This window comes from Pelagimonas varians, from assembly GCF_003208435.1.
Classification (GTDB): Bacteria; Pseudomonadota; Alphaproteobacteria; order Rhodobacterales; family Rhodobacteraceae; genus Pelagimonas; species Pelagimonas varians.
This window is the reverse complement of sequence record NZ_QKMF01000026.1, coordinates 1-14,395: the sequence shown is the minus strand read 5'-3', so window position 1 is coordinate 14,395 and position 14,395 is coordinate 1. Positions and strand designations below refer to the sequence as shown.

The following is a 14,395-nucleotide window of genomic DNA, read 5'->3' as shown; positions in this document are numbered from 1 at the left end:
TCTTTGTTATTTCGGGCAGATTGCAGCACGTTCTGCATCCGTGATGGAAAGGTTCGGATCGACTTTGAACTTAGCAAATTTGGCATCAATCCATTTGTCACACCCGCCCGAGCAAGGAGCGCCATTGCGGGTTTTGTCCCAGTATGCCTTAGCGCGTGTTTCGGACCAGCCGCAAAACTGTACAAGAGACATGGCAGACAAGGCACCAGATGCGTGGACACCCCACATGCAATGAACGAGAACCGGCCCTGAGGACGGTTTCTTGATGGCTTCATGCACAGCCTTTAACACGTTCGATGGCCGCGAGGACCGCGCGGATTGGTAGTCCAACGAGCCCGAGGCGCAGCTTGTCACTCCGTAGGAGGTGCTTTTGCCAAAGTCGGCGTAGAACGCTTTTGAAAATCCGGCTTCACACAGCGCGCCCCGCTGAGCTTGTGACAAACCAGTGCGTTTCTTGTCGCCCCCGGAAAATCCGGACCGGTAGAGAACACCGCTCAGAACTGGACGAAAGAAGGCTGTCCCTTCGGGAGCACCAGCACTGCTTCGTGCTGTCATTTCTGCCGAGGATGGTCCGCCATTTCTGGATGTCACGGACTCAGCGGCCGCGCTGCTAGCCATCAAAGCTGATGCCAAAATCAATGCTACAAAACGGTGCATTTTTCCTCCTCCGGGTGTTCCAAGATAAAGTTGACGCAAAGGCGCGTTGAAATCAACCAGCTTGTAAGCCCGCGTCAGAGATTGCTGAACAACCAGAGCAGCCCAATCAGGAACGGCTGATGTATGAGGTAAATCGCGAGGCTGTGACGACCGGACCATGCGAGCATCCATACGACTTGTCCTGGTGTCTGCCTGGCTTGCTTTGGTACGTGCCATACCCCAAAGCGTACGAAAATGCGTGCGATACAGATGCCAGCCAGAAATGGCGAAACCCATGGCAGCAGGGGTAAGAAGTCCAACGATGGGCGCCATCGTGTGGACAGGCCAATCCATGTCAATCCGGGATGGTTCAACACATCTGTTCGAAACACATCTGGCAAAAAGAAAGCGCATGCAGTTGCGAAAAAGACCGTAGGCATCGGTAACTTTAGAAAAATCAACCCCACCAAGCTCGAGACCGCAATGACATGCAGAACGCCAAAGTAGATGAATTGCTCAGGGACCGCAGCATAGGTGGTAAGCGTGATTGCAAGTGCCGCCGTGCTGACAATCACCAACCTTCGAAAGAAAGCGGCCCAGCGAATGCCAGAGCTATGCGCGAGGCTTAAGCTTACCCCTGCCAGCAGCAAAAATGATCCTGCGATAAAACGTGCAAAAAGTGCCCAGCCCCCGCTCATCGTTGTGCCCTCGTCAACATACCCAAACATCTCCAGATCGCGGGCAAAATGAAACACGATCATTCCCAACAGCGCGGTTGACCGAAGCACATCAAGTACAATCAAACGCTGTTGCGTCCGAAGGGAATTACCGCCTTCAGTTTGGACATTGGAAGATATCATCACAACAACTGCCTATTGGACTCATCGGGTCGAGTGTTTTTCGTCTGTTCAGTTTAGCTCCTTGCTATAGCATACCTGTCACATCCCGGACGGTCGTATGGCTGCTTGTTTAACATTTTCGGTTTGATTTTGTGCCAGTCTTTCATCGCTTGCAAGGGCGTCATACAGCCCAACGCTGATTGCGGCAGTCGCTCACTTTGACAGGCTGTGTTGCATAGATCGACTACAACTTGGAACCTGCCTTGCCCGAAACAGAATTCAGGTGGGGTGTTCAAAACTGATGCAGCCAAGTCCGGTCTCCCGATTGAGGCCGCAGGTGCCAATCTTGTTTTTTCCCTGGATGGGTCTTTTGATTTGCTCCGACAACAGCTTTACAGTGGCCGATTTGCGCCTCTATGCGACTACCTTGGATGTAGTCAGAGGTCTTCTGCCATGCCATCCACCCCTGACAAATAGCGCGACGCAATCGCGTTCACATTCGCGCCATCCAACAGCGCCCCTGCCACAATCAGCTCACTTAAATCCTGCGGCCAGCGAGGACACCTAAGACCATTAACGCGCTTATGCAAGTTACCACAATCGGCCTTGGTCTGGCCAAGAACGTTTTCCAGGTTCACGGGATTACTGAAGACGAAGAGGTAGCCTTCAACCGGCCTTTGAGACGAGCACAGTTGCTGCCGTTCTTCTCCAAGCTTGATCCCTGTCTCATTGGCATGGAGGCCTGTAGCAGTGCACATCATTGGGCGCGCGAGTTGACGGCGTTTGGCCATGAAGTCCGGCTAATCCCACCAATCTATGTCAAACCATACGTCAAACGCGGGAAGTCCGACGCCATTGATGCCGAAGCTATTTGTGAAACGGTGACACGTCCTACGATGCGATTTGTCGCCATCAAAACCGGTGAACAACAAGCCTTGTTGTCGCTCCATTGCGCCCGAAGTCTGCTTGTCCGCCAACGCACCCAGCTGATCAATAGTTTGCGCGGTATGGTCGCGGAGTTTGGCGTATACACCGCGAAGGGCCTCGCGCAGATCGTCGGCTTTGCGGAGGATATTTTGACCGGCGAAGTGCTGGACCTGCCCGATATTGCCCATGAGGTGATCCATAATCTGTGTGAGCATCTCATGGCGCTTCACACTCGAATCCGATGGTATGAAAATCGGCTCAAGCTGGTCGCTAAGGAAGATACGCGAGTTCGTTTGTTGCGCACCATACCGGGCGTCGGCGCAGTGACGGCCTCGGCAATTGTCGCCAGCATTGGTGATGGTCATCAGTTCCGCAATGGCCGTGAGTTTGCAGCATGGTTGGGTCTGACGCCTGCGAACAAATCCAGCGGCGGCAAAGAGAGGCTTGGACGGATTACTAAGATGGGTGACCAATACTTATGATCGTTGCTCGTCGTTGGCATGACGTCGCTCGTCCGACAGACCAAATCGCATCCGGAGCGCGCAAGCAAATGGCTGACATCACTGCTGGAACGCAAGCCAGCGCGTGTCGCAACCGTCGCTATGGCCAATAAACGGCAAGGATTGTCTAGGCGGTCCTCACCCGCAACGAACCGTACACCCCTCACACAGCCTGAGAGGAAAAAGAACAACGAGTTAGCAAGACCCGTGAGATGATGGTGCATAAGTCTGCCGCCAAAACCAAGACACCCCGCCGAATGGCTCGGGCATTATAGCCCGCAAAGCTGATAGGGACTTGGTTTGCGGAACCCTTCAGGGCCAGCGGTCAAAACCGCGCAAACAGGCCGGACACATGACTGCTTCTGACAAATGCACAAATCTGATCAAGAATGTCTTGCTATGCAGGAGACATCCACACATGCCATTCGCTGCATTTCGCACTAAGGTCTCTTAAGCGGGTCCAAGCGAACTTGTGCATTGCTGGCGCAGCATCGCTTCGCAGGTGCTGCAGGCTCACTGCAGCGGCGCAGTCAATGTCACCCGAGCGATCATTCAAAGCAACGATGAAAGGCGAAATTCGAACCGCGCTTTCGCTGCCTGATGCCAAAACCATCCCAATTCGGATGAACCAGACCCTTGCATCTGCAACGTTAGTGATCGTGAAAACCGCTTTATGATCCGAATTTCATCGCTGCAGTTCAGACCGGTTTGGCGAAGGATCTTCATAGCAGGCATCCGACGCTGTGGTCTTCCATTGCGATCCGGTTCGCACTGCTACGAAACGTCACCAACGGAAACCGTAGCAATACCATTGCCTTGATTGCGCGGGAATTAGAGTGTTTTGGGTCATCGCACTGTGTGGAGAAAATCGGGTTAGTCATTGTGTTCTGCACGTTACTTATGCGCCCACAAGCGACAAGATGAGCTTTGACACACCGAAGGCCACGGCAAGGCTCGCAGCCCTGTTGGATGCGCTGGAAAAACCTATCGGCCATCACCAGCCAGCCTGGCACAACGTCAGAAGCACTCGGTGGTTGAACCGAAGATCACTTAAGCCATGAGTCGAACCACCGTTGCCTATCGCTCCACATGCGGAAAACGCTCTTCTGAACAGGAGGCCGTGTGGCTGATCTTAATACACGGGACAGCGGAAATCTGTAGTTGATTTTTTCCATTCGAAAACTACAATCTTACACTCAGGGTTTTTCTCGCTAAGCGTTTACGAAAGAAAAGAATGGTTATCGACGCCTCACCTTCAGATGAGCGACTCCATCGCGCTCCTGTTTCGAAGCCAGGCTCGCGCGCTTTTGTGGGCCTTCTCTCCGTGGGAATCAATGCGCTGGCATTGGCGCTTCCTCTGGCGCTCCTTCAGGTCTACGACCGCATTCTTCCGAACCAGTCTGCCGGGTCCGCGATCGTCATTTTCTCGGCGGTTGTCGTGGCCTTGCTCCTTTCGGGAACGCTCCGTTACGTCCGGACCGGCATCTTTGCGCGATGGTCAGCGCTGGAAGAGCACAGGCTCTGGTCTCGAACAGCCCGGCAACTGATTCAGGGTCATCACAGCCGGGAGGAAGCTCTTCTCCTCGCCTCGGCGCCCGCCAAGGCGCGGGATGTGAATGTCGGTCAAACGCTGCTCGCGCGGTTTGATGCGCCTTTCTCCATCGTTTTCCTTGCTCTGATTGCGTATCTCGGAGGAATCGTTGTTGCCGCGCCCCTACTGGTCGCTGCGGTTTCGGTGATCGCGTTCCTCGTGGTGGCGCCGCGGAACAGATCGGCACTGGAGCAGGAACTGCTGACGGGCGCGCAATACGAGGCCGGTGTCACGGCGCTTGCGAATACGTCCTCGAACACGACGACCCTGGCCAGCCTTGGTTCAGCATTTTCCCGTTTGGCTAATGCGCGCACGGTTCTGGCGAAAGCAAACAGGACGACCCAGAACATCAGCAGCTTTCAGTTGGACCTGTTGCAGAGCGGAGCGCTGATATCGACCGTCGGTGTTGTCTGGTTGGGCGCCTCAGAGGTGCTCGCCGGGCAAATGACAACCGGCGGCCTTGCGGCCTGCACGTTGTTGGGCTCCCGGGCGGCATCCCAGCTTGTAGGCGTAGCGGCGACGGGCCTGCGCGCCCAGCCCGCGATTGTCGCGGCACAGAAATCGAAATCGATCCTTGAATCCAGTGGAGAGATCGGACGACAACCATCAAAAGGCACGGCAGAAATTCTGAACACGGCAGGCGGTGGAGTCTGGGTGCTCGACGCTTCGCCGCGTCAGACAGCGACCGAAAAGCTGGAAGCCATCATCGATCACATGCCGCGCAACCTGACAGACCCGGAAACCGTCCGGATCGTGGCAGCCCGTCCGCGGTTGTTAACCGGTCGCTTGATGGATAGCTTGTCCCGTCTGGATAGGGATCTTGAGGCGGAAGCGCTGAACCTGTCGCGCGACATCGGGCTGGACAGCCTCGTTAGCCGGCTTCCCCACGGGTATGATACGGAACTTGCGTCTTCCGGCCGACCACTGCCAGATGGCGGCACCAAGCGCGCCGCAATCGTCCAGGCATTTGCGGGCAGCCCCGGGCTGGTCATTCTCGAGGCGCCTGAAGCGTCCCTCGATGTCGATGCGGTGAAGAAGCTGTCGGAATTTCTCCTGTCCCGCTCGGACGCGGTCAAGATCCTGTTGCTGACGTCGTCGGAGGATCTCCGCGACGGCCTGAAAGATGCCACGCGCCTCGAGAACCCCGGAAACTGGATCGAGGGGATCGAATGATGTCTGATGCAACCGGCTTCCTCCAATCCGTCCTGAAGCATCTCGACGGGCGCCATTCCGGTCTGGCCATAGAAGCGGCATTCGGTGGTTTCTCGTCATCGCTTTCTGACATGGCACGGGCCAGCAACCTGATCGGGGTGGACGCTTCCATTCACAAGGGCGTTCCCGCATCCTGGAGCGACGGTCATGATGGCGCCCTGATCGCGAGAGACGGCACCAACTGGACCGCGCTCGTGCGACGGGATGGTGATCTTGTTTCGTTCCCAGAGAACGACGAAACGGGGCAGGTCCGCCCCCCCGCAGGTCCGCTCCTTTATCTTCGCATGCTTCCCGAAGCCGACGCCAGCAAGGTCACATTTGCCAATATCTCGTCTCGCGCGCGCGGCTCCTTCGTCCATGTGGCCTGGCAATCCCTGGTCATCAACCTTTGCGCTCTTGCCGTGCCCTTTTTCACCATGGCCGTCTACGACCGGGTGCTGGGAGGGGGGGCTGCCCATTCACTTCCGGCCCTGTTGTCAGGTGCAGTGATCGTTCTGATCACGATGCTGGCGATGCGGCGGGTGCGGTCCGGGCTTGCTGCCACGGAGTACGCATCGCTTTCGGGCAGGATCTCGACATTGCTTGCCGGCAAGGCACTCCGCTCGCCAATATCAAACACGGCAGGATCCTCAGGCAGTGCAATCGTGGCTAAGATCCGGCAGGGCGAGCGCGCCGCGGACCTGTTCGCCTCCGCGAATATCGCGGCGATCTATGATGCGCCTTTTATCCTGCTGACCTTTGCCGCCCTGGTGATCGTTGGCGGGGGCATGGCGATCATTCCCGCAATCTACCTGGTGCTGTTTTTCGGCTTCGGCCTGTTGATGAACGCAGGAACCGGCAGCAGGGACCCGTTTGCCGTCCGCCAATCCCAACGACGTACGCAGATGATCGGGGAGTTGGTCGATGCCAACGGCGCCATTCAACGCGCCGGATTGGGCGAGAAATGGCTTCAGCGATTCGATGCAACCATGCGGTCGAGCGCGCGGGACACGCACCGTTTCATGACGAAGACCGGGTCCCAGTCCGCAATCGCTACCACGCTCGGATCCGGCACCGCGCTCGTGACATTGGTCGTCGGAATCGATCTGGCCCTGAATGGTCATTTGTCGGCCGGTACGCTGATCGGGACCATGTTGCTGACCTGGCGCATCACTGGCCCCGCTCAATCGCTGTTCCTGGCAATACCGCGCCTCAAGGCGATCCGCAGCGGCTGGACCTCCCTTGAGGCCCAGCTCCGGGCACCCACGGTGGGCAAGGAGTCTCATCTTCAGATCGCGCTCGAACCGGAGGCTCCCGCTGTGGCCGCACAAGGGCTGTTCTACCGTTATGAAGCCGGTCAGCCACCTGCCGTTACCGGCGTTTCATTCGATGTGGCCCCCGGCAGTATCGTCGTCGTAATGGGGCCGAACGGGTCCGGCAAATCCACCTTGCTCCAGCTCATCGCAGGGGATCTCCGGCCACAATCCGGGCATTTGACGCTGAATGGTCGACAGATGTCTCAGTACGATCCCGACGAGATCGACGCACGATGCGCTTACATGGGGGGCGACAAAGGCGTCTGGCTGGAGCTGAGCAGTATCAAACCCGGTGTCGGGTTTTCCGCAGAAGCACATGTGGAACGCGCCGCGTGGAGCGTGATTACGGGGCATGACAGCAGGTTCTTCGTTCTCGATGACCCGCTCGCTGCGACTGGTAAGGACGCCGTGACCGAGATCGAGAATTTCATCAACGAAACGCGTGGCAAGGCGACGATTTTCCTCGCCACCCATGACACAGAACTCGCGGCGCTGGCCGATATAGCCATCGTGCTCGACGCAGGCAATGTCGTCTATTGCGGGCCGGTTCAGACAGAAACGCCAGAGGCGGATGCTTCGGCGAAGGAGAAGAACGATGGGTGAATATCGCGGAGATCAGTCTTTCGACCTTGACGATACGTCGACCTTCGTCTGGATGCGCTGGGCAGCCGTCGTCATTCTGCTCGGGCTGACCGCGCTGGTGATCTGGATGGTCTACACGCCGGTGGACGAGATCTCCAAGGCGCGCGGGGAAATTGAACCCATCGCCCAGGTGAAGCGAGTCGAAAGCCGGCATGGTGGTCAGTTGGCCGAGTTGCGGGTCACGCGCGGGCAGATGGTGGAAGCAGACGAGATCGTGGCGCTTTTGGATCAGGCGGAGGCGCAATCGGCGCTCCAGGCTGCCGAAGCGCGTATCGCGGGACTGTCCCTCGAGATCGAACGTCTCCTGGCGCTTGCAGAGGGGCGGGAGCCGGATTTCTCGGCCCATGCCGAGGAATTCAATGACCTCGTGGAACGCGAGACGGCTGCGCTTGCGGCAACGCGTGCCTTCATTCGCGCCGAACGCTCGGTGATCGTGTCCCAGATCGAAGAGAAGCGGGCCGAGATTGCAGCCATTGACGAGGAACGCCCCCAACTCATTCAACAGATCACTGTTGCCGAGGAGGAGCGCGCCGTTCAACAGGACCTGCTGGATCGGGGTCTGAGCGCGCGCGCGAAGCTTGCCGAACTGCGCGAGCAGGAAGCGCAGTATCGTTTTGACCTTGCCCAACTTGCCGGTCGCCGGACCATTGCCGAGGCTGAGGTTGCCGAGCTTCAGGCATCGCTGACCCAGGTGGAACTGGACGAGTTTGCCAAGGCAAGGAGCCGGATTGCAGAAGCGGACTCCCAGCGGCGCGCCTTGCAGGCTGAAGCCGCCGGTTTGCAAAGCCGCGTCTCAGAGACGGAGATCCGGTCGCCCATCGCCGGGGTGATACAAGCCATCCCCGACGATACGATCGGCGATGTCATCGATCCCGGCGGCATGGTCGTCACCATTGTCCCCGCGGATGGAGGCTATCGTTTTAGCGGTCGTTTGTCCCCGCGCGATGTCGGCTTCGTTTCGGTCGGGCAACCCGTTCGATTGAAGATAGACAGCTTCGATTACAGCCGCTTCGGCGCATTGCCCGGCACCGTCGAGGAAGTTTCGCCTACAACGGCAGTCGATGAGCGTGGAACAGCGTTTTACGAAGTCCTTGTGCAGCTGGACAGCGACCACTTCCGGAATGCCGAGGACGGTCTCACATTGATCGCGGGAATGACAGGTGAAGCCGATATCAAGACCGGTGCCAAGACCGTATTTCAGTATGTCTGGAAACCCATTTACACCAATCTCGACTTGGCATTGACCGAGCGGTGAGGAGAGACGCGATGTCCGATCAGAACCCGAGCAAGTCCCAAACTTCCCGTTCCGTCGCGGATCCCAGGGATGAGTTGTCCGAAGAGGTTTTTGCTTGGGTTGTGACCGATACGAGCGAGTTGCCAGAAGTTCAGATCGAAGGCTCCCATGCCGCGCCGGACGGTAGAGTGCAAAGCGGCGGCGGTTCCGGCAACCGCCAGTTGATGGTCTCAGCTTCGGCCCTGGCACGGCACATGGGCGTGGTTCTTTCCGAGGTGCATTCCGAGCCGGGTCGGCTGGGGGCGGAACCCGGCTCCGACTGGTTGGCCTCGTCCGGGCTCGCGCCACTGCCCCCGGCGCATTTCCAAGGCTCGGGCGCGGGCCATCCCGGTTTCACCCATGCCTTGCCCGGCATTGGTACTGGTCAGAATGTCGGACATGCGATCATTCCCATTGCGCCAACCGGTGGTGGCGGTCACGGATCGGGACAGGTGCCGAGCCATATCGTGACGGGCGGCCAGCCGAGCGGGCCTGCCATCGCCGGATTCATTCCCGGCGGCAAGGAAGGCCACCCCGTCCCGGTCCTGATCTCCGTTGTTAATGGAAACAACACGCCCGGAGGATCCACCGTGACCCTCGGTGGGTTGCCCCCCGGAACGACCATGAACCAGGGTCATGCAGGCCCGGGCGGGACCTGGATCCTCAATCCGGGCACCGATCTGAAGAACCTGACCATGACGCCCCCAACCGACTGGTTCGGATCCGGGCACCTTACGGCAACTGTCGTTGGTCCCAACGGCCACTCGGCACAGGTTCAGTTGCCGTTCAATGTGTTACCACAGCCCGACGCTGCCAGGATCTCGGGAACGGATACCGGGACAACATCCGAAGACCATATTCTGACGGTGTCCGGCGCGTTGACAATTGTGGATCCGGATCCGGGAGAGGCGCATTTTCACGCCTCTTCCTTGACTGGAAGTTTTGGTCACTTACAGATCGATCAATCAGGTCATTGGACCTACTCTCTCGACAACAATTCCCCCTCGGTCCAAGCGCTGGTCTCTGGTCAGAGCGAGCGTGAAACCTTCACGGTTCATAGCGTGGATGGAACGGGCCACCAACTGGTCGTGAACGTGATGGGCACCGATGATCGAGCAATCATCGCCGGTGCATCTCAGGGCGCGGTGACCGAGGACAAGCTGACCGCGGCGGGTGGCAAGCTGGATATCACCGATCCGGATGCGGGCCAGGCGCGCTTTGTGCCGCAGACCGGCGCGGCGGGTGCCCATGGCAGTTTCACCGTGCAGCCCGATGGCACCTGGAGCTATGCGCTCGACAATGGACAACCCGCGGTGCAGGCACTGAAGACCGGCGACCAGATCACCGATACGCTGACCGTCTCCACCGTCGACGGCACCACCAAGCAGATCACCGTCACCATCAACGGCACCGACGACAAGGCCGCGATTGCGGGCACCGCGGTGGGCGCGGTGACCGAGGACAAGCTGACCGCGGCGGGTGGCAAGCTGGATATCACCGATCCGGATGCGGGCCAGGCGCGCTTTGTGCCGCAGACCGGCGCGGCGGGTGCCCATGGCAGTTTCACCGTGCAGCCCGATGGCACCTGGAGCTATGCGCTCGACAATGGACAACCCGCGGTGCAGGCACTGAAGACCGGCGACCAGATCACCGATACGCTGACCGTCTCCACCGTCGACGGCACCACCAAGCAGATCACCGTCACCATCAACGGCACCGACGACAAGGCGGTGATCTCCGGTGTATCGACCGGCACGGTCAAGGAAGACGATCACACACATCATGTGCCGGGACTGCCCGTCACGATCAACACAGGTGGCCGGCTGACCGTCACCGACGCCGACAGCGGAGAAGACAATTTTGGTGCGGCGCAGCTCGTGCTGGGCACGCTCGGCGGGCATTTCGTTCTGGGGGCCAGCGGGACGTGGAGTTATGCGATCCGCAACGATCTGCCTGCGGTTCAGCAGCTCGGCGATGGCGAGACGGCGACGGACACCGCCACGATCCATTCTGCTGACGGCACGGCGCACCAGATCACGGTCACAATCCAAGGCACCAACGACGCGCCGGTCCTGACGGCGGCAACGGCCTCGGCGACGGAAGACGGACAGTCCGTGACGGGTCAGATGTCGGCCACGGATGTGGATACCGGCGATACGCTCAGCTTTGCCCCGGCCAACCCCGTGCCCGGCTTCACCCTGGGCACCGACGGCTCCTGGAGCTTCGATCCCACCGACGCGGCCTACCAGCACCTCGCCGCGGGCGCGACGCAACAGGTCACCATCCCCGTCACCGTCACCGACAAGACCGGCGCCACCGACACCGAAAATCTCGTCATCACCGTCACCGGCACCAATGACGGCCCGGCCGTCAGTGGCCCGGTTGCCCTGCCCGGCGGCACCGAGGACAAGCCGGTGCAGATCACCGCGGCGCAGCTCCTGGAACATGCCACCGACATCGATACCGGCGACACGCTGTCGGTCACCGGCCTCAGCGCGAGCCATGGCAGCATCTCCGGCGACGCGGCCACCGGTTTCACCTTCACACCGGACGCCAATTACAACGGACCTGTCGCCCTGAGCTATCAGGTCACGGATGGGCATGGTGGACCGGTTGCACAAACGGCCGCTCTGACACTGGCCGCGACCGGCGATGCGGCGGTGATCGGCGGTGTGGATACCGGAAGCGTGACCGAAGGAACCGCAGGTCAGGATATGTCACCTGATTATGCCCAACCCGGCATGGCTTATCTTAATAAGGCGACGCTGAAAGTCGACGGCCAGTTGACTATCATCGATCCTGACGCGGGAGAAGCCGAGTTTGACGGCAAAGGAATTGGGTTCAATTATCAAGGCCAGTTCGGTGATCTTCTTCTGAACCCTGATGGGTCCTGGCATTATAATGCGGACGCCGGTGGCTTGCGGTTTGTCGGTGGACGGCCCACTACGCGAGGCACTGCGATTGACCAGTTGGGCGACGGTGAGACGCTGACCGACACGATCACGGTACACTCCAAGGACGGTACCCCCCATGACATCGTGATCACGATCCATGGCAGCAATGACCGGCCCTATTGCTCGTCCGAGGTCGTGTTGCGCCCCGGCACCGAGGACACGCGCCAGACGCTTACCTCTGCGCAGTTGGTCGGGAACACGGTCGACGTGGATGCCAACGACGCCGGCAAGCTGGCCATTGCCAACCTGCATCCGGATCACGGTTCTATACTGGACAACAAGGACGGTACCTACATATTCACGCCAGAGAAGGACTACAACGGCACGGTCCACTTCACCTATGACGTCAAAGATGCCCATGGTGGGGTGACGCATACGGGGGCCACGACGAGTCTGGCCGCTGTCGGCGACGTCGCGGTGATCACAGGGACGGACACCGGCGCTGCCACCGAAGATCATGTGCAAGGTCGGATCGTTATCAATGGGCTGCTCTCGGTGAGCGATCCTGACGGCCCCTCGCAAGAGCATTTCCAATACAGCCAGTTCGGTGAAACGGCTGTCTCCGACCCGTTTGGCGGCAATCTTCACATCGATTCCGCGGGCGGTTGGAGCTATGTGACGTATAACAGCAATGCGGCCATTCAACAGTTGGCAGCAGGCGAGGATGGACACGCCACATATCGGGTTCGCTCGACAGACGGAACGACGCACCAGATTCATATAACCATACACGGGACGAATGATACCCCTGTTCTAAGTGCGGCAACGGCCTCGGCGACCGAAGATGGGAAAATTGCGTCTGGCCAAATGTCGGCGACCGATGTTGATCATGGTGACACTCAGGCCTACTCTCTGGGTCAGGCAGCGCCGGCGGGCTTCACTCTGAGCGCGGACGGTTCCTGGAGTTTTGACCCGACGGATGCAGCCTATCAGCACCTTACGGCCAACGCGACGCAGCAGATCACGGTCCCTGTGACAGTAACCGACAGTGCCGGTGAGACGGATACGCAGAACCTCGTGATCACGGTGACGGGGACAAATGACGGCCCCGTGGTGAGCGGTCCTGTGAGTTTGCCAGGCGGTACCGAGGACAAGCCGGTGCAGATCACCGCGGCGCAGCTCCTGGAACATGCCACCGACATCGATACCGGCGACACGCTGTCGGTCACCGGCCTCAGCGCGAGCCATGGCAGCATCTCCGGCGACGCGGCCACCGGTTTCACCTTCACACCGGACGCCAATTACAACGGACCTGTCGCCCTGAGCTACTCTGTCACGGACGGCCAAGGAGGGACCGCTTCGCAGACCGCGTCCCTCGCGTTGACCGCAACCGGCGATGCCGCCATCATCGGTGGCGTTGATACGGGGTCTGTGATTGAAAACGCTGCCGGCGTTAATATGTCCCCGGATTATGCACAGCCTGGAATAGCGCACCTTGTTCAGGCACCGCTGTATGTCGATGGACAACTAACAATCATCGATCCAGATGCGGGCGAAAATTCCTTTGATACGCATGGGGTTGGGTACAACTACAGCGGCAAATATGGCGACCTATTGCTGCAGGCGAACGGAGCATGGCATTACCTTGGCAATGCTGGCAACATTGGTAAAGGTGGTTTCGCAACGACGCATGGCACTGCAATTGATCAACTCGGCGAGAGTCAGACCCTTACGGATACGATCACTGTACACGCCAAAGACGGCACACCGCATGACATCGTGATTACGATTCATGGCAGCAATGATCGGCCGTATTGTTCCTCTGAGGTTGTCCTGCCTGGCGGGACAGAGGATACGCGACAAACGCTGACCACGGCGCAACTTTTACAGAACTCAGTTGATGTCGATAAAAATGATGCCGGTACGCTGAGCATTGCGAACCTGAGGTCGGACCACGGGTCCATTTTGGACAACGGCAACGGAACATTCACCTTCACGCCCGAGCATGATTACAACGGGGCGGTGCATTTTAACTATGATGTGAAAGATGCGCACAGTGGCGTGACACATACAGGCGCGTCAACCACGCTTGCGGCTGTCAAAGATTCAGCCGTGATCACTGGTACGGATACGGGTTCGGCGACAGAGGATCATGTCGCAGGAAGAATCGTCATCAATGGCATGCTGTCTGTGAGCGATCCAGATGGCGCGGCTCAGGAGCACTTCCAATATAGCCAGTTTGGCGAGCACGCTGTTTCAGACCCGTTCGGCGGCAATCTGCACATCACTTCCGCTGGCAGCTGGAGCTATGTGGTAAACAACAGCAACTCGCAAATTCAACAACTGGCAGAGGGTCAAGTTGGGCATGCAACGTACCGTGTTGCGTCTGTCGACGGCACAACCCATCAGATCGAGGTTACGATCACGGGCACGAATGACGCGCCTGTTCTGAGCGCTGCGTCGGCGTCTGCGACGGAGGATGGGACGCAAATGTCCGGTCAGATGTCTGCGACGGATGTGGATACGGGCGACAGCCAGAGCTACTCACTGGTGCAGGCGGCACCCGCGGGTTTTGCGATGGGGCCG

6 protein-coding genes and 1 pseudogene are annotated in these 14,395 nt (G+C 58.9%); 5 read left to right on the top strand and 2 right to left on the bottom strand.

The genetic code is table 11. The features are described from left to right. Positions 1–6: 6 nt before the first annotated feature. A complete protein-coding gene (locus C8N36_RS22025) occupies positions 7–657 on the bottom strand; it encodes a protein-tyrosine phosphatase family protein (RefSeq protein WP_097806873.1) in 651 nt (216 codons plus the stop codon). Between the two features lie 74 nt (positions 658–731). Then, positions 732–1,496: a heparan-alpha-glucosaminide N-acetyltransferase gene (locus tag C8N36_RS22020; RefSeq protein WP_097806872.1), complete on the bottom strand. Its 765-nt coding sequence runs from the start codon at positions 1,494–1,496 to the stop codon at positions 732–734. Between the two features lie 563 nt (positions 1,497–2,059). Between C8N36_RS22020 and C8N36_RS22015 the strand changes: the two are divergent. The 5 genes and pseudogenes from C8N36_RS22015 to C8N36_RS21990 all read left to right on the top strand — a co-directional run. Continuing rightward, positions 2,060–3,078, top strand: a pseudogene (locus tag C8N36_RS22015) (IS110 family RNA-guided transposase). A gap of 1,058 nt (positions 3,079–4,136) precedes the next feature. Continuing rightward, positions 4,137–5,666: an ATP-binding cassette domain-containing protein gene (locus C8N36_RS22005; protein ID WP_097806871.1), complete on the top strand. Its 1,530-nt coding sequence runs from the start codon at positions 4,137–4,139 to the stop codon at positions 5,664–5,666. Further along, positions 5,666–7,603: an ATP-binding cassette domain-containing protein gene (locus tag C8N36_RS22000; RefSeq protein ID WP_170125953.1), complete on the top strand. Its 1,938-nt coding sequence runs from the start codon at positions 5,666–5,668 to the stop codon at positions 7,601–7,603. Before C8N36_RS22005 ends, C8N36_RS22000 begins: the two co-directional genes overlap by 1 nt. Then, positions 7,596–8,897 carry an HlyD family type I secretion periplasmic adaptor subunit gene (locus tag C8N36_RS21995; RefSeq protein WP_170125952.1) on the top strand — a complete coding sequence of 434 codons (1,302 nt, stop codon included), beginning with the start codon at positions 7,596–7,598 and terminating at the stop codon, positions 8,895–8,897. The genes C8N36_RS22000 and C8N36_RS21995 overlap by 8 nt, the downstream gene beginning before the upstream one ends. 11 nt (positions 8,898–8,908) lie before the next feature. Beyond that, a partial coding sequence (locus C8N36_RS21990; protein WP_146227692.1) for a VCBS domain-containing protein occupies positions 8,909–14,395 on the top strand: 5,487 nt, incomplete at its 3' end.

Excerpts from the sequence above, each read along its gene's own strand:
- C8N36_RS22000 (WP_170125953.1), top strand. The coding sequence starts at position 5,666 with ATGTCTGATGCAACCGGCTTCCTCCAATCCGTCCTGAAGCATCTCGAC.
- C8N36_RS22020 (WP_097806872.1), bottom strand. The coding sequence starts at position 1,496 with ATGATATCTTCCAATGTCCAAACTGAAGGCGGTAATTCCCTTCGGACG.
- C8N36_RS21995 (WP_170125952.1), top strand. The coding sequence starts at position 7,596 with ATGGGTGAATATCGCGGAGATCAGTCTTTCGACCTTGACGATACGTCG.
- C8N36_RS22025 (WP_097806873.1), bottom strand. The coding sequence starts at position 657 with ATGCACCGTTTTGTAGCATTGATTTTGGCATCAGCTTTGATGGCTAGC.
- C8N36_RS22005 (WP_097806871.1), top strand. The coding sequence starts at position 4,137 with ATGGTTATCGACGCCTCACCTTCAGATGAGCGACTCCATCGCGCTCCT.